This is a genomic window from Arthrobacter sp. SLBN-83, from assembly GCF_006715285.1.
GTDB lineage: Bacteria > Actinomycetota > Actinomycetes > Actinomycetales > Micrococcaceae > Arthrobacter.
Genome location: NZ_VFMX01000001.1, coordinates 2079578 through 2106415 on the forward strand (window position 1 = coordinate 2079578; position 26838 = coordinate 2106415).

24 protein-coding genes are annotated in these 26838 nt (G+C 67.4%); 16 read left to right on the forward strand and 8 right to left on the reverse strand.

Features of this window, described 5'->3' with window-relative positions; genetic code table 11:
* Positions 1-344: 344 nt before the first annotated feature.
* The 7 genes from ssd to FBY30_RS21225 all read left to right on the forward strand — a co-directional run bounded on the left by ssd (position 345) and on the right by FBY30_RS21225 (position 5970).
* Positions 345-1409, forward strand: coding sequence for a septum site-determining protein Ssd (gene ssd, locus FBY30_RS09560; RefSeq protein ID WP_235009389.1), 1065 nt, complete (start codon positions 345-347; stop codon positions 1407-1409).
* A complete protein-coding gene (locus FBY30_RS09565) occupies positions 1406-2710 on the forward strand; it encodes a TadA family conjugal transfer-associated ATPase (protein ID WP_442858276.1) in 1305 nt (434 codons plus the stop codon). The genes ssd and FBY30_RS09565 overlap by 4 nt, the downstream gene beginning before the upstream one ends.
* The gene (locus FBY30_RS09570) at positions 2707-3507 is read left to right on the forward strand and encodes a type II secretion system F family protein (protein WP_142132666.1); all 801 of its coding nucleotides are present in this window, start codon (positions 2707-2709) and stop codon (positions 3505-3507) included. The genes FBY30_RS09565 and FBY30_RS09570 overlap by 4 nt, the downstream gene beginning before the upstream one ends.
* Entirely contained in the window at positions 3504-4103 is a 600-nt protein-coding gene (locus FBY30_RS09575) for a type II secretion system F family protein (RefSeq protein WP_142132667.1), read from the forward strand. The genes FBY30_RS09570 and FBY30_RS09575 overlap by 4 nt, the downstream gene beginning before the upstream one ends.
* 225 nt (positions 4104-4328) lie before the next feature.
* Complete coding sequence (locus FBY30_RS09580) at positions 4329-4844, forward strand: DUF4244 domain-containing protein (protein WP_142132668.1); 516 nt, start codon at positions 4329-4331, stop codon at positions 4842-4844.
* 176 nt (positions 4845-5020) lie between these two features.
* A complete protein-coding gene (locus FBY30_RS09585) occupies positions 5021-5428 on the forward strand; it encodes a TadE family type IV pilus minor pilin (protein ID WP_142132669.1) in 408 nt (135 codons plus the stop codon).
* A 266-nt stretch (positions 5429-5694) separates the two neighbouring features.
* Positions 5695-5970 (forward strand): Rv3654c family TadE-like protein, encoded by a 276-nt coding sequence (locus tag FBY30_RS21225; protein WP_236802932.1) that lies wholly within the window; start codon positions 5695-5697, stop codon positions 5968-5970.
* 20 nt (positions 5971-5990) lie between these two features.
* On the opposite strand, the gene FBY30_RS09595 is transcribed toward FBY30_RS21225, so the two are convergent.
* Both FBY30_RS09595 and FBY30_RS09600 read right to left on the reverse strand, forming a co-directional pair.
* The gene (locus FBY30_RS09595; RefSeq protein WP_142132670.1) at positions 5991-8366 is read right to left on the reverse strand and encodes a DEAD/DEAH box helicase; all 2376 of its coding nucleotides are present in this window, start codon (positions 8364-8366) and stop codon (positions 5991-5993) included.
* 71 nt (positions 8367-8437) lie between these two features.
* A complete protein-coding gene (locus FBY30_RS09600) occupies positions 8438-9130 on the reverse strand; it encodes a GNAT family N-acetyltransferase (RefSeq protein ID WP_142132671.1) in 693 nt (230 codons plus the stop codon).
* 132 nt (positions 9131-9262) lie between these two features.
* On the opposite strand from FBY30_RS09600, the gene trhO reads away from it, so the two are divergent.
* Positions 9263-10159 carry an oxygen-dependent tRNA uridine(34) hydroxylase TrhO gene (gene trhO, locus FBY30_RS09605; RefSeq protein ID WP_142132672.1) on the forward strand — a complete coding sequence of 299 codons (897 nt, stop codon included), beginning with the start codon at positions 9263-9265 and terminating at the stop codon, positions 10157-10159.
* 9 nt (positions 10160-10168) lie between these two features.
* Here trhO and FBY30_RS09610 read toward each other — a convergent pair whose 3' ends face one another.
* Together FBY30_RS09610 and FBY30_RS09615 are read right to left on the reverse strand one after the other, a co-directional pair.
* A complete protein-coding gene (locus FBY30_RS09610; protein WP_235009390.1) occupies positions 10169-10729 on the reverse strand; it encodes a hypothetical protein in 561 nt (186 codons plus the stop codon).
* Between the two features lie 50 nt (positions 10730-10779).
* Entirely contained in the window at positions 10780-11277 is a 498-nt protein-coding gene (locus FBY30_RS09615; protein WP_142132673.1) for a hypothetical protein, read from the reverse strand.
* Positions 11278-11320: 43 nt separating this feature from the next.
* Here FBY30_RS09615 and FBY30_RS09620 point away from each other — a divergent pair, with 43 nt between their 5' ends.
* The 5 genes from FBY30_RS09620 to proC all read left to right on the forward strand — a co-directional run bounded on the left by FBY30_RS09620 (position 11321) and on the right by proC (position 18494).
* Positions 11321-12976, forward strand: a complete 1656-nt coding sequence (locus FBY30_RS09620) for a N5-glutamine methyltransferase family protein (RefSeq protein WP_142132674.1) — start codon at positions 11321-11323, stop codon at positions 12974-12976.
* A gap of 129 nt (positions 12977-13105) precedes the next feature.
* A complete protein-coding gene (gene topA / locus FBY30_RS09625) occupies positions 13106-15832 on the forward strand; it encodes a type I DNA topoisomerase (protein WP_142132675.1) in 2727 nt (908 codons plus the stop codon).
* Positions 15833-15967: 135 nt separating this feature from the next.
* Positions 15968-16387, forward strand: coding sequence for an SseB family protein (locus FBY30_RS09630; protein WP_142132676.1), 420 nt, complete (start codon positions 15968-15970; stop codon positions 16385-16387).
* Between the two features lie 7 nt (positions 16388-16394).
* Positions 16395-17384 carry a Ppx/GppA phosphatase family protein gene (locus tag FBY30_RS09635; protein ID WP_142132677.1) on the forward strand — a complete coding sequence of 330 codons (990 nt, stop codon included), beginning with the start codon at positions 16395-16397 and terminating at the stop codon, positions 17382-17384.
* 276 nt (positions 17385-17660) lie between these two features.
* Positions 17661-18494, forward strand: a complete 834-nt coding sequence (gene proC / locus FBY30_RS09640) for a pyrroline-5-carboxylate reductase (RefSeq protein WP_142132678.1) — start codon at positions 17661-17663, stop codon at positions 18492-18494.
* Here proC and FBY30_RS09645 read toward each other — a convergent pair.
* Together FBY30_RS09645 and FBY30_RS09650 are read right to left on the reverse strand one after the other, a co-directional pair.
* Positions 18491-19177, reverse strand: a complete 687-nt coding sequence (locus tag FBY30_RS09645) for a potassium channel family protein (protein WP_142132679.1) — start codon at positions 19175-19177, stop codon at positions 18491-18493. The two genes, proC and FBY30_RS09645, sit on opposite strands and share 4 nt — an antisense overlap.
* Positions 19170-20603: a TrkH family potassium uptake protein gene (locus tag FBY30_RS09650; protein ID WP_142132680.1), complete on the reverse strand. Its 1434-nt coding sequence runs from the start codon at positions 20601-20603 to the stop codon at positions 19170-19172. Before FBY30_RS09650 ends, FBY30_RS09645 begins: the two co-directional genes overlap by 8 nt.
* A 104-nt stretch (positions 20604-20707) precedes the next feature.
* Here FBY30_RS09650 and FBY30_RS09655 point away from each other — a divergent pair, with 104 nt between their 5' ends.
* Positions 20708-21919: an acetoin utilization protein AcuC gene (locus FBY30_RS09655; protein WP_142132681.1), complete on the forward strand. Its 1212-nt coding sequence runs from the start codon at positions 20708-20710 to the stop codon at positions 21917-21919.
* A 67-nt stretch (positions 21920-21986) separates the two neighbouring features.
* Complete coding sequence (locus tag FBY30_RS09660; RefSeq protein WP_142132682.1) at positions 21987-22583, forward strand: ArsR/SmtB family transcription factor; 597 nt, start codon at positions 21987-21989, stop codon at positions 22581-22583.
* Positions 22584-22587: 4 nt separating this feature from the next.
* Here FBY30_RS09660 and FBY30_RS09665 read toward each other — a convergent pair whose 3' ends face one another.
* Both FBY30_RS09665 and FBY30_RS09670 read right to left on the reverse strand, forming a co-directional pair.
* Positions 22588-23925 carry an alpha-hydroxy acid oxidase gene (locus FBY30_RS09665; RefSeq protein WP_142132683.1) on the reverse strand — a complete coding sequence of 446 codons (1338 nt, stop codon included), beginning with the start codon at positions 23923-23925 and terminating at the stop codon, positions 22588-22590.
* A gap of 87 nt (positions 23926-24012) precedes the next feature.
* Positions 24013-25047: a LacI family DNA-binding transcriptional regulator gene (locus tag FBY30_RS09670; protein ID WP_142132684.1), complete on the reverse strand. Its 1035-nt coding sequence runs from the start codon at positions 25045-25047 to the stop codon at positions 24013-24015.
* 349 nt (positions 25048-25396) lie between these two features.
* On the opposite strand from FBY30_RS09670, the gene FBY30_RS09675 reads away from it, so the two are divergent.
* A complete protein-coding gene (locus FBY30_RS09675; RefSeq protein WP_142132685.1) occupies positions 25397-26836 on the forward strand; it encodes a Gfo/Idh/MocA family protein in 1440 nt (479 codons plus the stop codon).
* Positions 26837-26838 lie beyond the last annotated feature (2 nt).

The window sequence follows — 26838 nt, forward strand, 5'->3', positions numbered from 1 at the left end:
TCCCATTGTGCCCTGTCTGGAGATGACGCAGTTCCGGGTTGTCCACATACAGGATGTGCTCCCTTACCTGGGCGATGGTGCAGGAACAAAGTGGTTCCATGAGCAGGCACCAGTTGAACGCAGCGCCATCCGGGCAGGAAAAGACGGGAGCTTCCTCCTGGCCGCCAACGGATCCGGCCTCAGCACCACCGGGGAGTCCCTTGGCGCCCGGGGATCCCTTGTCCGTCGGGACGGGGGAACGTGGTGCCCCATGGCTTCCGGATGGCGCCGGTCACTATGGGGCCGGGCCATATGGTGCCGGCCGGCACGACGCATCGCTCGCCGATCCGGTGCCGGGTGCGTCAGTGGCGGTGGGTCCGGGCGAGGTACTGCTGGTCACCTCCGCCGGCGTCCTCCGCGCCGAAGTGGAGCGCATTGTGGCAGCCGCCGGCGCCCAGTTGCGCGTCGTCGAGGACGCGGTGGAGGGCGGGCCCTACTGGGATTCTGCATCGGCCGTCCTGGTGGGAAGCGACATTAGGGAACTGCCGCCCCGGCGGAGTACGCCCGCGGTCATGGTGGGCCTTGACGGCGAGGGGGACAGCCTTTGGCATCTTGCGGCTGCTCTGGGTGCCGAACGTGTTGCAGTGCTGCCTGACGCCGCAGCCTGGCTGGCGGACCATCTCAGCCGGTCGCGCTCGCCGGGTCCGGGCGGCCTGGTCCTCGGTGTTATCGGCGGCTGTGGTGGCGCCGGGGCCACTACCGCCGCCATCTGGATAGCGCAGGCCGCGGCAGGGCTGGGCGCCAGGGTTCTGTTGGTTGACGGCGACCCTTGGGGAGGAGGACTGGAACTGGCGCTTGCCGCCGAGGAGAGTCCCGGTCTGCGCTGGCCGGACCTCGCCGAGGCCAGGGGAAGCATTGACCCGCTGCAGCTCTCAGATTCCCTCCCGGTCGCGGGCGGCTTTTCCTTCCTGTCCTGGCCTGCCACCCGGGAACCGCCCGCTGCAGTCGCCGCCGCTGCCGCAGCCGGGGTTCTCGACGCCGCGCGGCGGGGATACGAACTGGTTGTCGTCGACGTGGGACGCGGTGCCGAGCCGCTCCACACAGTGGCATGGGACTGCGACCGCATCTTGCTGGTGGTGCGGGCCCAGCTGAAGGCGGCGGTGGCGGCCGTACGCCTGCTGCAGGAGCTTCCCCCGGTGGAGGGGGCCCTCCTGGTACGGGGGCGGACCGGCGCGGCGCTCGACAGTTCCCTGATCGCTGAGGCCGTGGGGCTGCCGGTGCAGGGCCGTATCCCCGAACTGCGTGCTGTCGCCGGGGCTATGGAATCCGGGCGGCTTTTGGACCTGGGTAAGCGGCGGAATGTGCGGCACTTCGGCGGAACCGTGCTCGACTGGCTCGGAGAGGATCTGCAGGCGGAGGACATGGCGTGAGGCGGGCATGGGGTACTCCGATAACGTCGGCCCCGGAAACGGGCAGGACCCCAGGGGCGGGCGGCCTCGGGGAACGGCGCAGCGCCCGGATCCTGGCAGCGAACCAGGCTGGACGCGCCGGGCGCGGCAGGGACACCGCCGGCACCGGCAGGGCCGTGGATTCCGGGCTGCTGGAATCCGTCCGCGAGTCGATGATGGCTGAGGCCGGAGCGGTGACGCCGTCCCGAGTGGCCGCGGCGGTCCAGGCCACGGGCAAATTGTTAGGTACCGCCGGATCGCTCGCAGCCGTGGAGCGGATCAGCGCCGAGCTCAATGGGCTGGGGCCGCTGCAGGAGCTGACGCGCGACCCCGGCGTCACAGACATCTTCGTCAACGCTCCCGACTCCGTCTGGGTGGACCGGGGGCGGGGCATCGAACGCGTTGCCGTCCTGTTCGACGGAGAGGCACAGCTGCGGGCACTGGCCTGCAGGCTCGTGGCTGCAGGCGGTCGCCGCCTCGATGACGGTTCACCCTGTGTCGATGTCAGGCTTGCCGGCGGTTACCGTGTCCATGCCGTGTTGCCGCCGGTATCCACGTCCGGGACGCTGCTGAGCGTCCGGATCCGGAGGGAACGTGTCTTCACCATGGCGGAGCTGGGCTCCGGCGGCATGTTCGTGCCGGGAGTGCGTGCGGTGCTGGAGAGGGTTGTCGCGCAAAGGTTGAGTTTCCTTATCAGCGGGGCTACGGGCTCCGGCAAGACGACCCTGCTGTCCACCCTGCTCGGCCTGTGTTCCGTGGAAGAGCGTTTGGTCCTGATCGAGGACGCGTCCGAACTGAACCCTGTCCACCCACACGTCGTCGCGCTCGAATCACGCCACGGAAACCTTGAAGGCGGCGGCGCGGTGGACTTGGGGGAACTGGTTCGCCAGGCGCTGCGGATGCGCCCGGACAGGCTGGTGGTGGGGGAGTGCCGGGGCGCTGAAGTACGCGAGCTCCTCACCGCGATGAACACCGGGCACAGCGGGGGCGGAGGCACCATTCACGCAAATACGGCAGCAGCCGTACCCGCCAGGCTCAACGCCCTCGGCGCGCTCGCAGGGCTCGGCCCCGAGGCGGTGCGGCTCCAGGCGGCCAACGCGCTGGATGTGGTCATCCACGTCGGCAGGACGCAGCGGGGAAGGGAAGTCCTGTGCATTGGACTCATCAACGACGGCCCGGAAGGACTGACGGTGGTGCCGGCCGTTGGACAATCGGGGACTCCGGGCCCTGCATGGCCGGCGCTGGCAGCCCGGCTGGGGATGGACCCCGAGGGCGTGTTGTGACTCCTCTCTTCACCCTGGTGCTGTGCGCTGCTGTGCTGTTGCTCCTCAAGCCGCCCCTGGATGCTGCCTCCAGGCTGCGGGCAGCAACCAGGAGCAGTTCCAAATCGCCCGCGCTTCCAAGGATTCGGAAACTGCCGTGGGCCAGGGCGGCCGGCGGAAACGCCAAAACGACGAGACAGCCCGGCCTGACCCTGGTGGTGCAGCAGCTTGCGGCGCTGCTCAGGGGTGGACGAACACCTGGGCGTCTGTGGGACGAACTCTGGACGGTCTACGGCGTCCCCAACGGGAACGGGCAGCCGCATTGGGGGCCACTCCACCCCGGCTCGGCGCTCTCAGAGGGATCAGCTGCCGTACTCGCGTCCGCGCGGGCGGCTGCCGCAACGGGAGCTCCCGTAGCCGAAGCCATCCGGCGGGCACTGCCCACAGCCTTCAAGGGCAGGGACAGGGAGGCCCGGACCTGGTCCCAGCTCGCTGCCTGCTTCGACATCGCAGAAGCCAGCGGATGTCCGCTCGCCGACGTGCTGGCGCGCTTTGCGGCCCAGCTCGAAGCGGAGGATGACGCAGACGCGGCGCGGCAAACAGCCCTCGCCGGGCCCAAGGCAACCGTCCGGCTACTGACCTGGCTTCCATTGATGGGTCTTGGACTGGGTGCGGCCCTGGGGGTGGACCCACTGGCCACCCTGCTGGGAACACCTCCAGGACTGGCGGCACTGTTGGGCGGAGCAGTCCTCACGGTTGCGGGGAGGGCCTGGTCCGCGCGACTTGTAGCGGCGGCCGCCGGGTCAGGAACTCCATGAGCACGGGTTTGGGCCCGGGTCTCGCGCTCTTCCTGCTGCTCGCGGCCGGCGCCTGGCTCGCCTGTTCCAGCCATGACCGTTCCCGCCAACGGCTTCGCCGCCTGTCGATTCCGGTGCCGGGTGCAAAGGCCACCGCTGGGCCCGGAAGCAGTCACGGCAGGGGCCTGAACGATACGGCGATGATGCTTGAACTCGTTGCAGCGATGCTCGATGCCGGGGCCGGGATTGGGCGATCGCTCGAGCTGGTGGCCGCCTCGGCGGCACCGGAGTACAAAGACTCGCTGCGGCCCGTGGTTTCGGCGCTGGCCATCGGCGCCGACTGGGAGACCGCCTGGCGCAGCTCCGCCGTCCGCAGCACCGGGATCCTGGAGCTCCGTGATGCCCTGGCCTTCGCAGCCCTCACCGGCGCCCCGTCCTCCGCGATCCTTTATGCCCAGGCCGCAAGGCTTCGCCGCGAGCGGTTCCGGGCCGGGGAAAAGAGGGCTGCCTCGCTCGGGGTAAAGCTGGTGGTTCCGCTGGGCCTGTGCTCGCTTCCTGCCTTCATTTGCCTGGGAGTCGTTCCGGTGCTGCTGGCCCTGGTGCCGTCAGGCTTTTAGCGGGCGAGTGCCGTCAGGCTCCCAGCAGGCCAGCCATCCAGCTCCCAGAGTCCATGGTTCCGGCCTGCTTCACGTGCAGTCATTCGTGGGCGTCTCTTCCTCCACACAGGGAGAGATGCCCGGCTTTTCCACTTAGCGAACCGCTTCCCTTACCGGCAACAGCTACGCGGGGAAGAGTCAAAGGCAGCCGGCAAAGCCACCGGCAAACAACCGAAAGGAAACCATATGTCCACCAACCACCGCCGTCGTCAGTACTCCGCCAGCTACTCCGCCGGGACCTCAGCGCTCGCCGCTTCCGGACTGCGGCCAGGGCCGCTGCAGTCCGGTCGAGGTGACGGCCGCCTTCGTAACTCCGGCGGCACCCAATACCCTTCCAGCCCTGCACCGCTCGTGGACGCACCTTCCAGGAAGGCATCGGCCCCAACAGTTTCAGCCCCGACCACGTCCGTCCCTCTGCCAGGCAACGTGGTGGAGCTCTACCCCAATTCAGTGGGGCATGGTTTTGTTGGTCCCCGCTCGGTGGATAGCCGCCCAGTCGTGTCCGGTCCAGCCGGCGCCTCGCCGAAGTCCCCGCGCACCGCAACGCTGATGTGTTCCGAAGCCGGAATGGCAACTGCGGAGTATGCCATTGCCACCCTGGCCGCGGTTGGGTTTGCCGGGCTGCTTGTGTTCATCCTCCGCAGCGATGAAGTTCGGGGTTTCCTGCTCAACCTCATTCGCACCGCCTTGGCGCTGCCGTGACACCAACACCTGCCGTGACTCTCCTTCGTTCCGGGCGACCGCTTCCAACTAGCACCGGCAGCGTGGACTGCAGCCGAGTCGTCAGCAGCCCGGTGTCCGGGGTCGCAGTCGCGTGTTGCCGCATCACCGGCACTAAAGCAGCCAGCGGGAACGGCGGTGGGCATGGAGGCAGGGCATTGAACGCAGTAGTCAAAGCACGCGGTGCGGTAACGGCAGAGTTTGCCGTGGCACTTCCTGCCGTGCTGGCGCTGCTGGCCATGCTGCTTGCCGGTGCCGCCGCGGGCATGACGCAGCTGCGTATCGAAGAGGGAGCCCGGGCCGGTGCCAGGGCTTTGGCGAGAGGCGATGACCCGGCAGCGGTGGAACGGACAGTCCGGACGCTTGCCGGCGGCTCGGCGGCGGCATCCGTCTCTGCTGACGGCGGATGGTTCAGCGTCACCGTGACGGACCGGGTATCAGGACCTTTAGGATCCGCCATCCCCTGGACCCTCACCGCCCGTGCCACAACGCGCAGTGAAACAGCGGGGACCGGAGTGGGTGGTGGCGTTGGCGGTGGCCTGACCGAGGGCGCAGGGCTCAAATGATGGGGCAAGCCAAGCTACGCCCTGTGGGTAACGCAGGTAACCGGGCCAGGCAGTGCAACAGCGCTCTAACCGGGCAGTGCGGAGGCGGCCCGGCCAGGCAGTGCAACAGCGCTCTAACTGGGCAGTGCGGAGGCGGCACGGCCAGTCGGTACCGCCCTCTTTCCAGGCCTTCTACCGGCCGGTGGCGGTCGGGCATCGCAGATGGCAGTCAGCGCGGCTCAGGGACGGTTCTGGCTGCAGGGCTGGGGCTTGTGGTCATAACGGCCATGGCGGTCATGCTGCTGCTGGCCCAGTCAGCGGTACTTGCAAGCCGTGCGGCCTCGGCCGCAGACCTGGCCGCGCTCGCGGCGGCGGACGCACTTCGCGGCATCAGCAGTGGCGAGCCCTGCACGGTTGCCGCCGAGGTGGCAGCCCGCCACGCGGCAACGGTCCTCGGCTGCACCGAGGGGGCGGGACAAACCATTGAGGTGCGGACCGAGCTTGCGGAGCGCTCACTGTTGGGCGCGGCCACCGGTCGTGCCCGGGCCGGACCTCCACCATAGGAATCGCGGCCTTGCGGGAGTCAGTTCCGGGCTTCCTGTTCCACCGGCACCGCTTCCGTGGCGTCCTTGAGCAGGACATCCAGCAGGGTCACCGCGGCAGCCTTGTCCAGCGGGTTGTTCTTGTTTCCGCACTTTGGGGACTGGACGCAGGACGGGCAGCCCGCCTCGCACTCGCAGGCCTTGATGGCGTCCCGGGTGGCCGCGAGCCACACCATGGCCTTGTCGAAGCCACGCTCAGCGAACCCTGCGCCGCCGGGGTGCCCGTCGTACACGAAGATGGTGGGCACTCCGGTGTCGGCGTGCAGTGCCGTGGAAACCCCGCCGATGTCCCAGCGGTCGCTGGACGCAACGAGGGGCAGGAGCCCGATTGCTGCGTGTTCCGCTGCGTGCAAGGCACCGGGGAACTGCGCTTCAATCAGTCCGGCCCCGGTCAGCGAACGATTGTCCACCACAAACCAGACCGCCTTGGTGAAGAGCTCACGTGCACCCAGCTCAAGCGGCTCCTCCCCAAGGACCTCGTTGGAAATCAGGGCTTTGCGCTGGAAGGAGACAACCTGCGTGGTGACCTTCACGTCGCCGAAGTGGACCGTGACATCACCCCACTGCATGGTCCGCACGGTGTCCAGCACCTCGATCTGGGTCACATCCCGTGCAGTGGTGTAGAAGTCGGGATTTGCCCGGCGCACCATGACGCAATGGTCGTCCTCGTTCAGGTCCTCCACCACGTAGGTGTCGCCCTGGTGGACGTACACCGCTCCGGTGTGCGCCTGGTAGTGGGTCTGCGGCGAGTCCATGGTTCCCAGGAGGGAACCGGTCTCGGCGTCGACGATGCTGACCGGCCCGCCACCGTCGGCCCGGAGATTGACCATGGCGGCGGCGCTCTGCGAGTGGGTCCAGAACCAGCCCGCGGGCCGCCGCCGGAGGTAGCCCTGTGCCACCAACCGGTCCAGGAGCATTTCGGCGGTTCCGCCGAAGAGGTCAAGCTCGGCAGGTCCCAGCGGAAGTTCCGCTGCCGCCGCGCACAGGTGCGGTCCGAGCACGTAGGGGTTGGACGGGTCAAAGACGGTCGCCTCGACCGATACGTCGAAGATGGCTTCGGGGTGGTTCACCAGGAACGTGTCCAGCGGATCGTCGCTGGCCACAAACGCCGCAATGGCGTCCTGGCCCGCGCGGCCGGCCCTGCCTATCTGCTGGAACAGCGATGCGCGCGTGCCCGGCCAGCCGGCCACCAGGACGGCGTCAAGGCCGGAGATGTCGATGCCCAGCTCCAGGGCGGATGTGCTGGAAACGCCCAGCAGCTGCCCTGAACGCAGGGCTTTTTCCACAGCACGCCGTTCCTCCGGCAGGTATCCGGAACGGTAGGCCGCCACCCGCTGGGGAAGGCTGGGATCCACCTCGTCAAGGAGGCGTTTGGTGATGGCGGAGATGGTCTCGGCCCCGCGCCGGGACTTGATGAAGGCAATGGTGCGGATCCGGGCTGACACCAGGTTGGCCAGCAGGTCCGAAGTCTCCGCAACAGCGGTCCGCCGCTCCTTGGCTCCGTTCTCGCCCCGGACTTCGGTCAGCGCCGGTTCCCACAATGCCACGGTGGTGGCCCCGTGAGGCGAACAGTCGCTGGACACCGGCTTTACGGGGGCGCCGATGAGGCGGGAGAAGGAGACATCGGGCTCCGAAGCGGTGGCGGAGGCCGCAATGAACACGGGCTCCGGGAACGCCGTTCCTGCCCCGTAATAGGCGCAGATCCTGCGGAGCCGCCGCATCAGGTTGGCCACATGCGATCCGAACACGCCGCGGTAGCTGTGGGCCTCATCCACGATTACACAGCGCAGCCGGCGGAAAAACCCTGCCCACCAGGCGTGGTTGGGAAGGATGCCAAAGTGCAGCATGTCCGGGTTGGCCAGGATGAAGTTGGCGTGGTCCCGGATCCACCGGCGCGCGGCCGGATCAGTATCGCCGTCGTAGGTTTCGGCCCGGACGGTGGGCAGTTTGAGGGCACGGATGGCGTTCAACTGGTCGGCTGCCAGGGCCTTGGTGGGGGAGAGGTAGAGGGTGACGGCGCCGTCGTCGTGGATTTTTCCCGGGTCCGCGAGCACCTGCAGCTCGGACCGGTGGATCGCGTCCAGCGCCGGCAGCTGGTACGCCAGGGACTTTCCGGATGCGGTTCCGGTAGCCACCACGACGTGCTGGCCCGAGTGGGCTGCGTTGGCCGCATCCACCTGATGCAGGTATGGCTCCCGGATGCCGAGGGAGCCGTATGCCTCAGCGATGTCCGGATGCAGCCACTCAGGCCATGGTGCGTGGACCGCCTCCCGCGCGGGGATGGTATGGACATGACGAAGCTGCTCCGGGTCCGGGCCGCGGCCCAGCAAAGGAATCAGGGAGTCATGGGGGTTCACCCCACCATTCTTTCATCCGGCGCCTAACGCACGGCCAGCGGTTCGCCCACGGAAAAACCGGGCAGCCAGCTTCAGCTCAGCGAGAGGTCCGCGCCCTCGTGGGACGCCGAGAGCATCAGGACCCGCGCTACCGTGGTCCAGCCGAGGTGTGAGTAGAGCTTCTGCCCGTCTACCGAAGCCAGCAGGAGGCCGGTCCTCACGTCGTGGCCGAAGGCCTGGGCCGCCAGGGCGCGCATGATGAAGCTGCCCAGGCCCCTGCGCTGGAACCGGGGTTCGGTGATGATCTTGTCGAACACTGCGGTGTCACCCACTACGAACACCCTGCCGCTCGCCGCTAGGGCATCTCCGGAACGGACCTCGGCATAGTGGACGCCATCCTGCTCGAAGGTGGACAGGCTCAGCTCATCGTCGGAAAGCCAGGGGTCCTCGGCGTCCTGGGTCTCCATGTCCACGATCATCATCGTTTGCGTGTCTGAGGTGACATTCAGCCCGTGCCGGGCAGCCAGGTCCGCATACCGGGAGGGGTCGTTGGTGAGGACGGTGAGCACGCGGGCCGGGGATTCGGCCGTCCTGGCGGCCAGTGCTGCGAACTCATCGGCCGTGGGTTCGGAGGCGAAGACTTCCCACTCCCCACTTGTGTCGGACCGGAGCACGGAGGGGAAGCGGCCCTCCGTGGAGGTCCGGTAGCCGCGACATCCCGCCCAGCCGGCAACCCACACTTCGAGCAGGCCAGTGATGTCTTCAACCAGGGTTTCCGGACTCATGGGATGAACAATATTCCAGCCCGATCGCCAGCAACAGGGGGTGTGGAAGTGCTTATGCAATTGTGATGAGCACCAGGGCTGGGTTATGCGGGGCAGGCAGGGACAGGCAGCCCAGCCGGTACCCTTAAATACGTGGCTTTGAACAAGATTGTGCTCTTTTACGGCTTTACCCCCATCGCCGATCCCGATGCGGTGCGGCTCTGGCAGCGCGCGCTGTGCGAGAAGCTGGGCCTGACCGGCCGCATCCTCATCTCCAAGGACGGGATCAACGCCACGGTGGGCGGGGAAATCCGCGCCGTTAAGCAGTACGTCAAAACCACCCGGGAATACCCCGGCTTCCGCGGCATCGACGTGAAGTGGTCCGACGGCGGCGCGGAGGACTTCCCGCGGCTCAGCGTCAAGGTGCGGGACGAGATCGTCTCCTTCGGTGCTCCCGGAGAACTCAAGGTGGACGCGGACGGAGTGGTCGGCGGCGGGAAGCACCTCAAGCCCGAGCAGCTGCACGAGCTCGTCGAGGCCCGGAAGCAGGACGGCGAGGACGTGGTCTTCTTCGACGGACGGAACGCGTTCGAAGCGCAAATTGGCCGGTTCAAGGACGCGGTGGTCCCGGACGTGGCCACCACCCATGACTTCATCAAGGAGCTGGACTCCGGCAAGTACGACGCCCTGAAGGACAAACCGGTGGTCACCTACTGCACCGGAGGCATCCGCTGCGAGGTGCTCTCCAGCCTGATGGTGAACCGCGGCTTTAAAGAGGTGTACCAGCTGGACGGCGGCATCGTCCGGTACGGCGAAGCATTCAAGGACCAGGGACTTTGGGAAGGCTCGCTCTACGTCTTCGACAAGCGGATGCACCTGGAGTTCAGCGAGGACGCCAAGACCATCGGTGCGTGCGCCCGCTGCTCCGCACCCACCAACAAGTTCGAGAACTGCTCCAACCCCAGCTGCCGGACCCTGACGCTGTACTGCGCCGAGTGTGCGGCCAGCCCCGAAACCCTCCGCTGCCCGGACGGCTGCGCAGCGGCGTAGCAGACGCGTTCAAAGCCGGCGCACGCGGAAGGCGTAGTTGGCAGGCGTCCTGGCCTCCACCCGGACCGTGAGGACGCTGTCCGTTGACAGGTAGATGACGTTTTCGCGGTTGATGCCACACCGCAGGGCCAAGTCCACCAAGGTGAGGGTTTCGGTGCGCACCGTAAAGGTCACCCGGCGCTGGCTCCGGCAGGCGATGGCCAGGATGTAGGTTCCGGTCTCAAGTACCGGTGACGAAACATGCCGTACCTCCCCGGCGCCCAGGAGCCCGGCATCGGCCTGGACCACGGGACCGGCGCTCTCCGGCAGTGCCCGCGACACCCAGTCGCCAAGCTCGGCGTCGCTGACCGGGTCCTGCTGCAGCGGGTCGCGGGTGAAGGCCGGCGCCGGGGCGACGGTAGCGGTACCCTGCGCGCTTCCGGCGCGGTCGTCGTACGTATATTCACAGGCCGCCAGCGCACCTGCCGCAAGCACAAGTCCAAGGGCGACGGCGGCCGCCGGCTTCGGTGCCAGGGGCGCCCGTGCTGTCCCTCGGGTAAGGGGCGCGGAGTTTCTCCGCACGCTGGGCATAGTCCGACCTTATGCCCGCAACGGGCGGCGGGCCAGAGCCGGAGGAGGGGCTATTGCGCGGGCACCAGCCGGTAGGCGTAGAGCAGCGGAGCGTCCACGCTGGAGGTGCTGATTTCCACCCGTCCGGCGGCTGGAAGGGTGATCCTGGTGGATTCCTGCCGGCCATTGCACGCTGCCCCGGCTTCCGCCACGGCCTTGCCGTCCAGCGACACGGCGAAGAATGCCTTGCCCGTGCCGTCGCACACCGCCGCGAGGGTGTAGCTGCCGGCGGGCACCCTTGCGGCTTCCTGCACGATGCGGTCCCGGTTGAGGATCTTCCCCGAGTCCTGCAGCACCACGTTGGCCGGAGATGATGGCAGGGCAGTAGCCCGCCACTTCGGAACGTCGGCATTTTCCACCGAGCTCACCGGCGAACATCCCGCCAGGGCCAGGCCGAGTACCGCGGCAGCCGCCGGCCCCCGCAGCCAGCGCCGGACACTCGAGCCTCCCATGGGGGCAAACGAGGCGGCCGTGCGGGCACACGGAACGGGGGAAAGGCGGGAAGGCATGGCTCCACCGTACCCCGCAGCCATGCCGGACTAAACTTGAGCGGTGCCTAAATCCCCTTACGAGTTCACCGCCGGCAACACCCCCGACGCTCCCCGCAGCGACCTCCCCGGCCTGCTGGCCGCGCTTGCTGCGGACCTGCGCCGCCTGGACTACACGCTCGACGGCGTTGCCCGGCTCCTGGGCCCCACGGCCTCTGCGGCGTTGAACCGGGACCAGACCATTCCCGCACTGCTCGCTGCCGAGCAGGCTGTAAGGGAGGACAACCGCGTGGTGCCGCTTGCCGCCATCGTCCGCCTCTGGCTCCTCGCCGAGCCACAGGAGCGGGAAACGCTCGACGCTGCGCTGCCGGATACCGGCGTGGAAGGCCTCCTGGAACTGGGGCTGGTGCAGCCCGTCCCCGGCTCGGCGCTGCTCACTGCGAAGGCAGACCTGCGGCCGTACGGCTGGGACAAGAATGATGACGGCAGCGGCGGAGCGGAGCTGTGGGTTGCCAGCGACCTTGCCGCCCATCAGCAGGCGGGCGTGCTGAGGCACGACCACGTCCTGGGCATCGGGCAGGCGTCCACCACCTTGGTCCAGACCACCATCCGCCGCCACACCGAGCGCGCACTGGACCTGGGCACGGGCTGCGGCATCCAGGCCTTCCACCTGCTGCACCACTGCCAGCATGTCACCGCCACTGACATCTCCGAGCGGGCCCTGGCCTACGCGCGGTTCAACATCCTGCTGAATGCTGAGGCGCTTTCGGTGGACCCGGACCGGCTCGAGGACCGGGTGAGCCTGCGCCTGGGTTCCCTGTTGGAGCCGGTCGCGGGCGAGGAGTTCGGGCTGGTGGTCTCCAACCCGCCGTTCGTTATCACCCCGCGCAGCGCGGGCGAGGATGCCGCGGACCAGTTCACCTACCGCGACGGCGGCCTGCCGGGAGATGAGATTGTCGCGTCCCTGGTGGCGGACCTGCCCGGCATCCTGGCGCCCGGCGGCTGGGCCCAGATGCTGGGGAACTGGGAAGTCCCAGCGGATGACGCCTGGGACGAACGGCCCAGGTCCTGGGTGCAGCCGGGCACGGACGCCTGGTTCATCCAGCGCGAGCAGGTCAGCCCGGAACAATACGCCGAAACCTGGCTGCAGGACGCCTCGGAATCCCGCGACCGGCAGCACTACCGGGAGGCGTACGCGGCCTACCTTGCGGATTTCGCCTCCAGGAATGTGGCCGGGATCGGCTTCGGCATGGTGTGGCTGCGCCGCCCTGCCAGCGGCGTGCCGGCCGCCATCAGCCGCTTCGAGGAACTCACCTACCCCATCGAGCAGCCCATCGGCCCCCACCTGGGTGCCGCCGTCGACCGTTGTGACTGGCTCGCTGCGCATGATCTTGGCAACACGCACCTGCTGGTGGCGGACGACGTTACCGAGGAACGCCACCAGCGCCCCGGCGCCGAGCACCCAGGCGTGATCCTGCTCCGGCAGGGTGCCGGGCTGCGCCGCACGAACCTGATGAGCACCGAGCTGGCCGGGTTCGTGTCAGCGTGCGACGGCGACCTTACCGCCGGGCAGATTGCCGGCGCTTTGGAGGCCCTCCTGGGCGGGGGTTTTGCCGGCGAGGAAGCCTTCGACGCCGGGTCCTTCCAAGGTGCGCTGCTCGCGGACGTCGCCAATCTGGTCCGCGACGGCTTCCTCATCCCGGCCGGGATCCCTGCCTGACGGGACGCCCCCGTAAGCCCGCAATGGAGCCCCGTCTTTTCCACATGAATGCGCACGATTCCCCAAAATATGGTGAACTAGGCGAACATGGGCTCATCTGCCCCAGCAACCTTTTTCTGTAGGAGCACCGTGCCAAGCAAGGCCAAAACCGGCAAGAAACTCGTGATCGTGGAGTCTCCGGCCAAGAGCAAGACCATCGCCAAGTACCTGGGCGAGGGCTTCATCGTGGAGGCCTCCATCGGTCACATCCGGGACCTGCCGCAGCCGTCCGAACTGCCTGCAGAGCTGAAAAAGACCTCGGTGGGCAAGTTCGCCGTCGACATTGACCACGACTTCAAGCCCTACTACGTGGTGTCCCCGGACAAGAAGAAAAAGGTCACCGAGCTCAAGGCCGCCCTCAAGGACGCCGACGAACTTTATCTCGCAACAGATGGGGACCGCGAGGGCGAAGCCATCGCGTGGCACCTGCTGGAAGTACTCAAGCCCAAGGTCCCGGTGTACCGGATGACGTTCGGCGAAATCACCAAGGAAGCCATCCAGCGCGCCATGGGCAACCTGCGCGACGTGGACCAGGACCTGGTGGACGCCCAGGAAACCCGCCGCGTCCTGGACCGCCTCTACGGCTACGAGATCTCGCCCGTGCTGTGGCGCAAGGTGGCCCGCGGCCTCTCCGCCGGGCGCGTGCAGTCCGTGGTCACCCGCATGGTGGTGGACCGCGAACGCGAGCGGATGGCCTTCAAGGCTGCCTCCTACTGGGACCTGACCGGCCAGTTCGGCGCGGAATCCGGCTCCTTCAAGGCCAAGCTTGCCGCCGTGGACGGCGCCAAGGTGGCGACGGGCCGCGACTTCAACGACAACGGTGAGCTCACCTCCCGGAACGTGGCCCACCTCAACGAGGAACTGGCAACGTCCCTGGCGGCCGGACTGCAGAACGCGGACTTCCGCGTCCGCTCAGTGGACACCAAGCCGTACACGCGCCGTCCCGCTGCCCCGTTCACCACCTCCACGCTCCAGCAGGAGGCCGGCCGCAAGCTGCGCTTCTCCTCGAAGAGCACCATGCAGATCGCCCAGCGGCTGTATGAAAACGGCTACATCACCTATATGCGTACCGACTCCTCGGCGCTGAGTGACGAGGCCGTCACTGCCGCCCGCCGGCAGGCGTCCGAGCTGTACGGTCCGGAATACGTGCCGCAGTCCCCGCGTGTGTACTCGAACAAGGCCGCCAACGCGCAGGAAGCGCACGAGGCCATCCGTCCCGCCGGTGACTCCTTCCGCACGCCTGCCCAGGTGGCGAAACAGCTGTCCGGGGACGAGTTCCGCCTGTACGAACTCATCTGGAAGCGCACCGTCGCCTCCCAGATGGGCGATGCCAAGGGTTCGACGGCCACCATCCGCCTGGGTGCCGTGTCCACCGACGGGCGGGACGCCGAGTTCTCCGCCTCCGGCACCGTGATCACGTTCCCCGGCTTCCTCGCCGCCTATGAGGAAGGCAAGGACGAGACCCGCGGCGACGACGACTCCGACGAAGCCCGCCGGCTGCCCAACGTGGCCAAGGACGACTCCCTCACCGCAACGGACATCCAGGCCGTGGGCCACGAGACCTCCCCGCCGCCGCGTTACACCGAAGCATCCCTCACCGCGGAACTGGAGAAGAAGGGCATCGGCCGCCCGTCCACCTACGCTTCCACCATTTCCACCATCCAGGACCGCGGCTACGTCCGGAAACAGGGCTCGGCCCTGGTACCCAGCTGGATCGCCTTCTCGGTTATCCGCCTGCTGGAGCAGCACTTCTCCGACTACGTGGATTACGAGTTCACCGCCGACATGGAAGGCGACCTGGACAAGATCGCCAACGGCCAGGAAGCCGGGGCCTCCTGGCTGCGGCACTTCTACTTCGGCGAGGATTCAGACCCCGGCCTGTTGAGTATCGTCAACAACCTGGGCGAGATCGACGCCAGGGAAATCAACTCAATCCCCATCACGGACGAGATCACGCTTCGGGTGGGCAAGTTCGGCCCGTACCTGGAAAGCTCGGCCGCCGTGGTGGACCCGAAGACCGGCGAAATCGTGGAATCGGCCCGCGCCAACGTTCCTGAGGACCTGGCGCCCGACGAGCTGACCGCTGCCAAGGCCATCGAGCTGATGGAGACGGCGGCGCCGGAGGAGCGCGTGCTCGGCACCGATCCGCACACGGGCCACACGGTGGTGGCCAAGAATGGCCGCTACGGCGCTTACGTCACCGAGATCATTCCCGAGATGACGGATGACGAACTGGCCAAGCAGCCTGTGGAGTACTACAAGAACGGCAAGCCCAAGCCGCCCAAGAAGCCGGTCAAGGCCAAGCCGCGCACGGGCTCGCTGTTCAAGTCCATGACTGTCGAGTCCGTGACCCTGGACGAGGCACTGCAGCTCATGAGCCTTCCCCGTGCACTGGGGGAGGACGCCGAAGGCAACCTCATCACGGTCCAGAACGGCCGGTTCGGCCCGTATCTGAAGAAGGGCACCGACTCCCGTTCCATCGGCTCCGAAGAGGAAATCTTCACCATCACCCTGGAACAGGCCCTGGAGATCTACTCCCAGCCCAAGCAGCGTGGTGCCCGTGCCGCGGTGCCGCCGCTGGCCGAGTTCGGCCCGGATCCGGTGTCGGAAAAGAACATCGTGGTGAAGGAGGGCCGGTTCGGGCCCTACATCACCGACGGCATCACCAACATCACGGTTCCCCGCGCCACCTCCCTTGAGGAGCTCACGCGGGAGCAGGCAGTGGAGCTGCTGGCCGAGAAGCGCGCCAAGGGACCGGTCAAGCGCACCGCCACCCGCAAGGCGCCTGCCAAGAAGAAGGCAGCGGCCAAGAAGTAGCGCTGGGATCGCCGAGTTCGCCGGAACGGTGCGGTCTCGCTGGAAAGAACCGGCGAGACCGCATTCTTCCGGCGATTTCGCGTTAAGACAGCGACTCTGTTTGCGGTGCAGGGCACAACGTGATCGGCTAGTTGTATGACTGAACAGCAGGGAATCGACGACACCAATCCGCTCAACGACCTCGAGGAGAAGCTCTCCACCGGCGGGCAGCCTGATGCGAACCCCGTGGACGTCATCCTGTCGTTCCTCAACAGCGAGGTCTACATCATCAGCTCGGACACGGTGGAAGGCGTGGACTCCCAGGTGGAGCCGCTGGTCCTGGCCAACGCCGATGGCGACCCCGTCCTCGCCGTTTTCTCGCACCCCAGCAGGGTGGACCAGCAGTACCTGAAAGCGGCCCCGAACGTGCTGGGCACGCAGGGGGCAGCCATCATCGCCAACCTCGGCGATGAGCTGGGCATGGTGATCAACCCCGGAGCCGCCTACGGCTTCGAGATCAACCCCGAGGGCGTGGCCAACATCCGGCGCGACTTCAAGCGCGCTGACGAGCAATAATGTCCCCATGCGTCTAGGCGTCCTCGATATTGGTTCCAATACTGTCCACCTGCTCCTGGTGGATGCCCACCCCGGCGCGCAGCCGGTCCCGTTCGCGTCCCACAAGCGGCCGCTGTCCCTGGTCCAGTACCTCGAACCGGACGGCAGCATCAGCGACGAAGGCCAGCATGAGCTGACCGAGTTCGTGCTGGAAGCATGGGAATTCGCTGCCCGGCACAAGGCCGAGGACCTGCTGGCATTCTGTACGTCTGCCATCCGCGAGGCCACCAACGGCCCCGAGGTCCTGGCCCGGGTCAAGCACGAAACCACGGTGACCCTGCAGGAGCTCACAGGCAGCGAGGAAGCGTCCATGACGTTCTTCGCTGTCCGTCGCTGGCACGGGTGGGGTGCCGGCCCCATCCTGAACCTGGACATCGGCGGCGGTTCCTTCGAAATGGCCTTCGGCCAGGACGAGCTGCCCGAGGTGGCCACCTCCGTGCCGCTGGGTGCCAGCAGGCTTACCAGGGACTGGCTTGCCGACGATCCGCCGTCGGCAAAGAGCGTCAAGGAACTCCGCCGCTACATCAGGGCCACGCTCAAGCCTGCGGTCCGCGAGTTCGACGGCCTGGGCCGGGCAAACGTGGTGGCCGGTACGTCCAAGACCTTCCGTTCCCTGGCCCGGATCGCCGGTGCCGCCCCCAGCGCTGAAGGCCCCTACGTCAAACGCGAACTGCACGCCTCGGACCTGGGCATCTGGACCCAGCGGATCTCGGCCATGAGCTCGGAAGACAGGCTGCATCTTCCCGGCGTGTCCGAGGCACGGGCCCACCAGCTGCTTGCCGGCGCTTTGGTGGCTGAGGCCGCCCTGGAGATGTTCAAGTTCAAGAAGCTGCGCATCTGCCCGTGGGCCCTGCGTGAAGGGCTCATCCTGCGGCGCCTGGACCAGCTGGTGTTTTCCGGCCCGCTCCAGCCGGCGCCCCACGTAGCCGCCGCGCAATCGGTGGACGCACCCGTCTAAGCGGCGGGCGCCTTGCTGCCTCCCGCCGTCGTACTCCCCGGCGAAGCCCTGGCTGTTGAAAGCCCGCGGTTAAAAGCGGAAGCACCGGGGCGGGCAACAGGAAAATGGGGGAAAACCTGTTGCCACGCCGCCGGTGCCCTGGCAGGCATCCCCATGCCTGCCGCATCACTCGCACCCTCAATGAGGTAATAACTACGTTAGGACCGTAAGTTGTGTGCTGCCTGCGGTGAAGATGGGAGTTGCCTGTGAATGCATGCCTCCTGCAATGATGGAGGCATGAGCAACCGAATCGCATTCCTTGGCTGTGGATCCATGAACGAAGCCATTCTTGGCGGCCTGCTGAAGGCAGGAACGGACCCCGGGGATGTGGTGGCCACCGTCCGCCGCGCTGAGCGTGCCTCGGAACTGGCCGAACGGTACCACGGCATCACTGCCATCGCGGGCGAGGAAGAGCCCGACAACAACAGGCAGGCCGCCAAGGGATCCGCCGTCGTCATCCTTGGCGTCAAGCCGGTGGGCATCGCGGACCTGGCCCGGGAAATCAGCCCCGCCCTGTCACCGGACACCGTGGTGGTCAGCGTGGCCGCGGCCGTGTCCATCGCCCAGCTTGAGGCCGCATTGCCGGCCGGGCAGCCGGTGATCCGGACCATGCCCAACACCCCGGCAAAGCTGGGCCGTGGCGTCGTCTCCGTGTCGCCGGGAACGCACTGCACCCCCGAGCAGCTTCAGTTGGTCAAGGACATCCTGAAGGGTGCCGGGACCGTCGTTGAGGTCCCTGAGGAGCAGGTGGATGCGCTCTCTGCCATCAGCGGATCCGGGCCGGCCTACGCCTTCTACCTTGCAGAAGCCATGGCCAACGCGGGCGAAAAGCTGGGCCTGGACCGTGAACTGTCCCTGCTGCTTGCGCGCGAAACGGTGGCTGGGGCAGGCCTCATGCTGGCCGAGCCCGGGGCAAACCCCGCAGCGTTGCGCAAGGCGGTCACCAGCCCCAACGGCACCACGGAACGCGCCATTGCCACCTTCGACGAACAGGGCATCCCGGCCATCATCGCCGCCGGCGCCAGGGCGGCCGCCGACCGCGCAGCCGAAATCACCAAGCAGCTCGGCTAGGGGCGCGCTGCGAACCTCTCCAGCAGGTCCACGTGGCCGGAAACGATCAGCATGTCCCGCGAGGACACCTTGGTCTCGGGCCGCGCATAGGTGAAGTCCTCGCCCGGGGACTTCACCCCCACAATGGTGACGCCGTACTTGGACCGGACCTTTGACTCGTCCAGGGTGAAACCCACGGTTTCGCGCGGCGGGTACATTTTGACGATGGCGAAGTCGTCGTCGAACTCGATGAAGTCCAGCATGCGCCCGGACACCAGGTGCGCCGCGCGCACGCCTGCGTCGGCCTCCGGGTAGATGACGTGGTTGGCGCCGATCCGGGTCAGGATCTTGCCGTGCGAGGGCGTGATGGCCTTGACCCAGAGGTGCTCGATGCCCAGGTCCACCAGGTTGACGGTGATCAGCACCGAGGACTCGATGGAGGTGCCCACGCCGACGACGGCGGAACTGAACTCCTGGGCGCCGAGCTGGCGCAGGGCATCGATATTGGTGGCGTCGGCCTCCACCACGTGGGTCAGGAGGGGTGCCCACTTCTGGACCAGGTTCCGGTCCCGCTCGATGGCCAGCACTTCCCGGCCCTGCTTGACCAGTTGCTCTGCGGTGGATGATCCGAAGCGGCCCAGTCCGATCACAAGGACCGGGGAGTTGTGGGCGGGGCGCCGGGGGGCGTCTGTGGAACTAGCCAATGATCGGCCTCTCTTCGGGGTAGTGGTACAACTGGCTGCGCTGGCGCAGCGCCAGCGCGGCGGCGAGGGTTACGGTGCCCACACGGCCTGCGAACATCAGCACCGTGAGGACGTAGACCCCGGCGGGCGGCACCTCGGCGCTTAGGTTGGTGCTGAGTCCCACCGTGGCGAACGCCGAGATGGTTTCGAACAATACGCGGTCCAGCGACTGGCCGCTGATGTGCAGCAGCAGGAACGCGGACACGGACACCAGGGTGGCGCCGGCAACGATCACGGAGATGGCCACGCGCATGCTGCCCTGCGGGATGGTCCGGCCGTACACCTTGACGTCGGCATCGCCCCGGGCCTCGGCGATGATGGCCAGGAACATCACCGCGATGGTGGTCACCTTGATGCCGCCGGCCGTTGACGCCGAACCGCCGCCGGCGAACATCAGGGCGTCGGTCAGCAGCATGGTGGTGGAGTCCATCTGGTTCTGGTCCACCAGGTTGAACCCCCCGGAGCGCATCATCACGGAGGCGAACAGCGCGTGCGTGATCTTGTCGCCCACGCCCATGGAACCGATGGTCCGGACGTTGTCCCACTCCATCAGTGCCCAGAGGAATGCCCCAGCCACCAGGAGGATCAGGGACACCTGGATGGTGAGCTTGGTGTGGAGGTTCCACTTCTTCCAGTTCAGGCCGTTCTGCTGCAGGACCATCACTACGGGGAACCCCAGGCTGCCCAGGAAGACCCCCACCATGAGGGGGATGAGGATCCACAGGTCCGTCTCATAGGGCACGATGCCGTCCGAGTGCGGGGTAAATCCGGCGTTGTTGAACGACGAAATGGAATAGAAGATGCCGTGCCAGACGGACTGCCAGAAGGGCTCGCCCAGGGTGAGGAACCGCGGGATCAGCGCCAGCGCCAGGATGCCCTCGATCACCACGGAGGTGGTGATGACGATCCGGAGCAGGGTACCCACCTCGCCCAGGCGGCCGGCGTTGTTCATGGACTCGGCGGCAATGATCTTGCCGCGCACACCCAGTCGCTTGCTCACCATCAGGGCCAGCAAGGACGCCAGCGTCAAGGTTCCCAGGCCGCCGATGAAGATGCCCACCAGGATCACCAGCTGCCCGAAGAAGGACCAGTGGACCGCCGTCGACACCACCGTGAGGCCTGTGACGCACACAGCCGAGACTGCGGTGAACAGGGCCTCGTCGAGGGGGGTGGGCGTTCCGTTGGCCGAAGACACCGGCAGGGACAGCAGGAAGGTGAATACGAGGCATACGGCGGCGAAGGCCGTCAGCGCCAGCCGTGCCGGGGTGGTGTTGGCGATGTCGTCAATGAAGTCGCGCAGCCGTGTCAGGATCCAGAGGCCCTCCCGCTCCTGTGCCGGGGGGTGCCAGATGGCCGGGGTCCGGGGCCTTGACTGGCTCTGCGTCATGTGTGGCTTTTCCTCGGTTGAAACGGCTTCCTTCAGTAGTAAACCACTAAAGCCGGCGTCCTGGCCGGGCGGACGGCAGGCCGGGCTCGGGTAGCCTGTGATTGATGACATACCTGCCCGGCCTCAGCCAACCCGCGCCGCCAACGGTGGTGGCGTGGAGTCCTGACATGACAGCCTACAACTTCGGCCCGGGCCACCCCATGGCGCCGGAGCGAATGGAGCTGACGGCGCGCTTGGCCCGGAGCCTCGGTATCTTCGACCTGGAGCATGTAGACGTGGCGGCACCTGAGGTGGCATCTGACGCGGAACTGGAGTCCGTCCATTCATCCGATTATGTGGCGGCAGTCCGCCGGGTCAGCGCGGACCCGTCCCGGCCGGACGAGTCCCGCGGGCTGGGAACCGAAGACGATCCGGCCTTTGCCGGCATGCATGAAGCCGCGGCGCGCCTTGCCGGAGGGTCCCTGCTCGCAGCGCAGCGGGTGCTGGAAGGTTCTGCCGTACATGCCGTGAACTTCGGCGGCGGCATGCACCATGCGGCCCGGGAGCGGGCCAGCGGGTTCTGCATCTACAACGACGCCGCCATTGCCGTGCAGAAGCTGCTCGACGGCGGCGTACGCAAAGTGGCGTACGTCGATGTGGACGCGCACCACGGCGACGGCACCCAGAACATTTTCTGGGACGACCCCCGGGTCCTTACCGTTTCGCTGCACGAGACCGGCCTGACGCTCTTTCCCGGAACAGGGTTCGCCAACGAAATCGGCGGCCCGGCAGCCGAAGGGACGGCGGTGAATGTCGCGCTGCCGGCCGGCACCTCCGACGCCGGATGGCTGCGCGCCTTCTACGCCGTGGTGCCGCAGTTGGTGGGCGCCTTCGAACCGGACGTGATCGTGAGCCAGCACGGCTGCGACTCCCACCGCAGCGACCCCCTCACGCACCTCAACCTGAGTGTGGACGGACAGCGCGAGGCAGCGAACGCCGTCGGGCATCTGGCCGAGCGGTACTGCGGCGGCCGCTGGATCGCCACCGGCGGCGGCGGGTACAACGTGCTGGACGTGGTGCCGCGGGCCTGGAGCCACCTGGTGGCCATCGCCGCGGGGCGGCCCGTGCCGCTGCGGACGCCCGTGCCACAGGTTTGGCGGCAGTACGTGGCGGAGAAGTTCGGCAGGGAAGCGCCCGCCCTCATGGGGGATGACGTGGAGCTGTGGTGGCGTTCCTGGGAGGTGGGCTTCGACCCGAATGACGCGGTGGACCGCACGGTCATGGCCACCCGCAAGGCGGTGTTCCCGCTGCACGGCCTGGATCCCTGGTTCGACTAGCCGGCTCCACCAGCGCCAGCCGAAATAGTTGATGCCTTTCGGCGTATATGTCGTTAGGGTGGGAGGCATGGTGACAGACGACGTATTTGCCGTCATAGCGGAATCCACGCGGCGGGACATCCTGGTGGCCCTCCGTGCAGGAGACAAAGCCGTGGGGGAACTGGTGGAGGAACTGGCGGCCAGCCAGCCCACCATTTCCAAGCACCTGAAAGTCCTCCGTGAAGCGCAGCTGGTCAGCATGCGCGCGCAGGGCCAGAAGCGGTACTACGCCTTGAACCGGGGCCCGCTGGAGGGCATCGCCACCTGGCTGGAAACGTTCGACGTCGACACCCGCACCAAAGCCGCCGCCGCACCAGCCGGCCAGGACCAGGCAGTCCCCGCCCACCTGAGGGAGGGCGTCGCCGCTGCGGCGGCGTCGCTGCCGCCTGCCTCAAGGCCCCTGGAAACCGCGCAGCCGGCCGGGGAGGAAGCCCCGGCCCCTGTCCTGGTGCGGGAAGGCGCCGAGCTGAGCCCCGCCGTCGTGATTCCCGGCGGCACCACCGCGCCGCTGAGCGACGACAGCGTTCCGCAGCAAATCGGACGCACCGTTGGCCGCGCCGCCACCAAGGCGGCCGACCTGCTGGCGAACCTTCCCAACCTGCCCAAGTTTGGGCGTAAGAAGTAGGGAGCTACTGTCCCAACAGCCGCACGTGGTCCGGGGTGAGGTCGGAAACCCGGCTGACGCCCAGCAGGGCCATGGTGCGGACCATGTCCTTTTCGAGGATCTGCAGGGTGCGGTCCACACCGGCCCGGCCGCCCGCCATCAGACCGTAAAGGTACGCACGGCCGATCAGGGTGAAATCGGCGCCCAGGGCCAGCGCGGCCACAATGTCCGCGCCGCTCATGATGCCGGTGTCCAGGATGATGGCGGCATCGCTGTTGTCGCTGGCGAAGGCCTGCTTGACCTCGGGCAGCAGGTGGAACGGGATGGGCGCGCGGTCCAGCTGGCGGCCGCCGTGGTTGGAGAGGATCACCCCGTCGGCGCCGTGGTCCACAACGCGGCGGGCGTCCTCCACGGTCTGGATGCCCTTGACCACCAGGTTGCCCTTCCACGTTTCGCGCAGCCAGTCCAGGTCCTCGAACGTGAGCGTGGGATCGAACATGGAATTGATCAGGTCCGCCACGGTGCCCGTATAGCGTGACAGCGAGGCGAAGGTGAGCGGCTCGTGGGTGAGGAAGTTGAACCACCAGGCCGGCCGGTAGGACGCGTCCAGGACGGTCTTGAGGGTCAGGGCCGGCGGGATGGTCATGCCGTTGCGGACGTCGCGGAGGCGGGCGCCGGCCACGGCGGTGTCCACGGTGACCATGAGGGTGTCGTTGCCGGCCTTGGCGGCGCGCTCGATGAGCTCCAGCGAGCGGTCCCGGTCCGTCCAGAGGTACAGCTGGAACCAGTTGCGGCCGTTGGGGGCCGCCTCGGCGACGTCCTCCAGGGAGGCGGTGCCCATGGTGGAGAGGGTGTAGGGGATACCTGCGGCCTCCGCCGCCTGGGAGCCGGCATATTCACCCTCGGACTGCATCATCCGGGTGAAACCGGTGGGGGCGATGCCCACGGGCAGGCGTGAAGGCTTGCCCAGGATGTTGGTGCTGAGGTCGATGCTGGAGACGTTCCGCAGGATGCCCGGCCGGAACTCGATGTCCAGGAACGCCTGGCGTGCGCGGCGGAGGGTAATTTCCGCTTCGGCTGCCCCGTCCGTGTAGTCGAAGGGCGCCTTGGGCGTGCGGCGCTTGGCGATGTCGCGGAGCTCCCAGATGGTGCTGGCCCGCTTCAGCCGCGCCTCCTTGCTGAACTCCGGCTTCTTGAACTGCATCAGCGGGGCCAGGTCGGAGTACTTGGGGACCCGCCGTTTCAGGGCTGGGGGCAGGGCGGACGACGACGGAGCCTTGGCAGGTGCCGGCGCTGCGGGGATGTCCGTGGCGTCCGGCGCCGGGGTGGCCTCCGGATTGTTGGGCTGGATGGTGTGCGTCATGGCTCCTCCTATGGGGTTGGGTAGCTTCGGGTGGCGGCAGCAGCGGCCGTGCGGCCCGGCCGGACTGCGGCAGGCTGTCGTCCTGGGTCAGCCGTGGACCGTGCTGCGCGGTGCCTTGGCCGGTCCCGTGCTGGCCCTGACTTCCAGGCGGGGCTGGTAGCGGCTGCCGGAGGTTCCGTCGCCTTCCTGGCGGATCAGCGCCCTCAGTTGGTGCCATGCCTGCTCGCCCAGTTCGCTGATGGGGACGGCGCCGGTGGTGAGCGCCGGCGTCGTATACCTGGCGAAGGGGATGTCGTCGAAGCCGGTCACGGAGATGTCGCCGGGGACGTCCAGGCCCCGCTCGTGCAGGCCGCTCATCAAGCCCATCGCCACCAGGTCGTTGAAGGCCAGGATGCCGGTGGCTCCGCTGGCCAGGACGGCGTCCACCGCTTCATGGCCGGTGTCGAAGTCCGAGCCGCCCTCCAGCATGGTCACTTCAACCTCCGGGTGGGCGGCCTTGAAGGTTTCCAGGCCCCTGAGCCGCATCTCGTTGGAGGCACTGCGGGGCGGCCCTGCGAGGAACGCCAGGCGGGTGTGGCCCAGTTCCACCAGGTGCCCGGCGATGTCCTGCACGCCCTGGCCGTAGTCCACCACCAGGCTGGGCACGCCAGGGGTGGCCGTGGTGCGGTTGATCAACACCAGTGGGTGCAGGGAGGGGGCAATCTCTTCCAGTTCCGCATCCGACATGCGCGGGGCGCACAGGACCAGCCCGTCGCACCGCCGGCGGGCTTCGCCGGCCAGGATGGACTCTTCGCTGGAGACTTCGAACGAGTCGGCGATAAGGACGCGGTAGCCGTCCTGGGCTGCCGCCCGGCTGAGGCCGCGGAGGATCTCCTGGAAGGTGGGGTTGGCCAGGTCCGGCACCACGATGCCGATGGTGTCCGTCTTGCCGAGCGCCAGGCTGCGTCCCACCGGGTTGGGCTGGTACTTCAGTTCCGCGGCGGCGGCACGGACCCTGGCTGCAATGTCCGGATCTACGGTGAAGTTCCCGTTCATGACGCGGGAGACGGTGGCATGGGAAACTCCCGCCTTCACGGCGACATCCGCGATGCCGATCCGGCCGCTTGCCGATTTCCTGGCCATGGGGGACCCCTTCTTTTACGCCGCCCGGCCGCGTCCTCCGGAACAGTCAGTGACCTGGAGGGCGCAGGCCGGAAGGCAGGTGCTTTGAAGGACAGCATATACGGCTTTGGGAAAGCGATTTCTTTCTTTTCCCGCTGTTTTCCCGACCCTTCGCGGAGCGATCCGAAGCTGGTGGCTAGAAAGCGCTTTCTTCCAATGCCTAAAGTGGTTGACGTACCCGCTGGCGGATTGATACAACTGCTATAGCGAAGCGAGAAAACGCTTTCTCGTCCGGTGCCCGCGGGCACCGCGCCGAACGTCAACGGCCGCTCCCACGGCCGGGTAATGAGCTTTTCGAAAGGGACCCATCATGGTCAACACCGCCGAGACCACTTCGGCCGCAGCTGCCTCCCGGCCCGGCACCGCCGCCGGAACCGCCACCACCGCCGGGGACGGCCGGAAGGCCCGCATTGCCCTGATCGGCACCGGCGGGCGATCCGAGATGTACATCCGCGCCATTTTCGGCAAGCATGCGGACACTGCCGAACTGGTGGCATTCTCCGACGTGAACCCCGGGCGGGTGGAGTTCTACCAGAAGCTCATCCAGGAACTCGGCGCCCCGGGCCCGGTGGCCGCCTTCGAGCCCGGCGACCTCACCGCCTTCATCCAGGCCAACAACATCGACCGCATCATTGTCACCACGCCGGACTACACCCACGCCGACTACATCGTGGAGGGCCTGCGCGCCGGGGCTGACGTGGTGGTTGAAAAGCCCCTGACCATCGACGCCGAAAGCTGCCGCCGCATCGTCCAGGCCGTCCACGAGACCGGCCGGAACGTGGTGGTCACCTTCAACTACCGCTACTCGCCACGCAACAGCGCCCTGAAGGAAATCATCCAGAGCGGCGTGATCGGCAAGGTCACCTCCGTCGACTTCAGCTGGGTTCTGGACACGGTCCACGGCGCCGACTACTTCCGCCGCTGGCACCGGGAGAAGAAGAACTCCGGCGGCCTGCTCATCCACAAGGCCTCCCACCACTTCGACCTGGTGAACTGGTGGATCGATGATGTCCCGGAGCGGATCTTCGCCTCCGGCGGCCTGAAGTTCTACGGCGACAAGAACGCCGCCGAGCGCGGGCTGGGCCCACGCCCCGAGCGTGGAACGCCCGACGCCGATGCCCCCGCAGGCGACAAGGATCCCTTCGCACTGGACCTCAGGGAGGATGAGCGGCTCAAGGCCCTCTTCCTGGACAACGAACACTACGACGGCTACCGCCGCGACCAGGACGTCTTCACCAGCGGCATCACCATCGAGGACAACCTGGCCCTGGTGGTGGAGTACCAGGGCGGCCCGCGCCTGAGCTACTCCCTGAACGCGCACAGCCCTTGGGAGGGGTACCGGGTGGCGGTCAACGGCACCGAGGGCCGGGCCGAGCTCGAAGTGGTGGAACGCGCCGCCGTCCTGCACAGCACGGACCAGAAGACGGTGGTGGACCCCAGCGCCACACCGGTCGAGGAAGAGGACGCCGTACGCCGCAACGGCGAGCGCCTGGTGGTGCAGCGCCACTGGGAGGCTGCCTACGAGGTGCCCATCATCAATGGTGAGGGCGGCCATGGCGGCGGTGACGAGCTGCTGCTGTCCGACCTGTTCAACGGACCGGGCGAGGATCCGCTGGGCCGACCCTCCGGCTACCTGGACGGACTGCGTTCGGTGTCCGTGGGCATCGCCGGCAACCGCTCCCTCGAAACATCCCTGCCCGTGCGCGTCGAGGACCTGGACCTCGGCGTCGACCTTCGCCGCGGCAAGTAGGA

Coding starts and splice junctions, on each gene's coding strand:
- FBY30_RS09575 (WP_142132667.1), top strand. CDS start 3,504: ATGAGCACGGGTTTGGGCCCGGGTCTCGCGCTCTTCCTGCTGCTCGCG.
- FBY30_RS09580 (WP_142132668.1), top strand. CDS start 4,329: ATGTCCACCAACCACCGCCGTCGTCAGTACTCCGCCAGCTACTCCGCC.
- FBY30_RS21225 (WP_236802932.1), top strand. CDS start 5,695: ATGGCGGTCATGCTGCTGCTGGCCCAGTCAGCGGTACTTGCAAGCCGT.
- FBY30_RS09600 (WP_142132671.1), bottom strand. CDS start 9,130: ATGAGTCCGGAAACCCTGGTTGAAGACATCACTGGCCTGCTCGAAGTG.
- FBY30_RS09610 (WP_235009390.1), bottom strand. CDS start 10,729: ATGCCCAGCGTGCGGAGAAACTCCGCGCCCCTTACCCGAGGGACAGCA.
- FBY30_RS09615 (WP_142132673.1), bottom strand. CDS start 11,277: ATGCCTTCCCGCCTTTCCCCCGTTCCGTGTGCCCGCACGGCCGCCTCG.
- FBY30_RS09630 (WP_142132676.1), top strand. CDS start 15,968: ATGACTGAACAGCAGGGAATCGACGACACCAATCCGCTCAACGACCTC.
- FBY30_RS09635 (WP_142132677.1), top strand. CDS start 16,395: ATGCGTCTAGGCGTCCTCGATATTGGTTCCAATACTGTCCACCTGCTC.
- proC (WP_142132678.1), top strand. CDS start 17,661: ATGAGCAACCGAATCGCATTCCTTGGCTGTGGATCCATGAACGAAGCC.
- FBY30_RS09650 (WP_142132680.1), bottom strand. CDS start 20,603: ATGACGCAGAGCCAGTCAAGGCCCCGGACCCCGGCCATCTGGCACCCC.
- FBY30_RS09655 (WP_142132681.1), top strand. CDS start 20,708: ATGACATACCTGCCCGGCCTCAGCCAACCCGCGCCGCCAACGGTGGTG.
- FBY30_RS09660 (WP_142132682.1), top strand. CDS start 21,987: ATGGTGACAGACGACGTATTTGCCGTCATAGCGGAATCCACGCGGCGG.
- FBY30_RS09665 (WP_142132683.1), bottom strand. CDS start 23,925: ATGACGCACACCATCCAGCCCAACAATCCGGAGGCCACCCCGGCGCCG.
- FBY30_RS09670 (WP_142132684.1), bottom strand. CDS start 25,047: ATGGCCAGGAAATCGGCAAGCGGCCGGATCGGCATCGCGGATGTCGCC.
- FBY30_RS09675 (WP_142132685.1), top strand. CDS start 25,397: ATGGTCAACACCGCCGAGACCACTTCGGCCGCAGCTGCCTCCCGGCCC.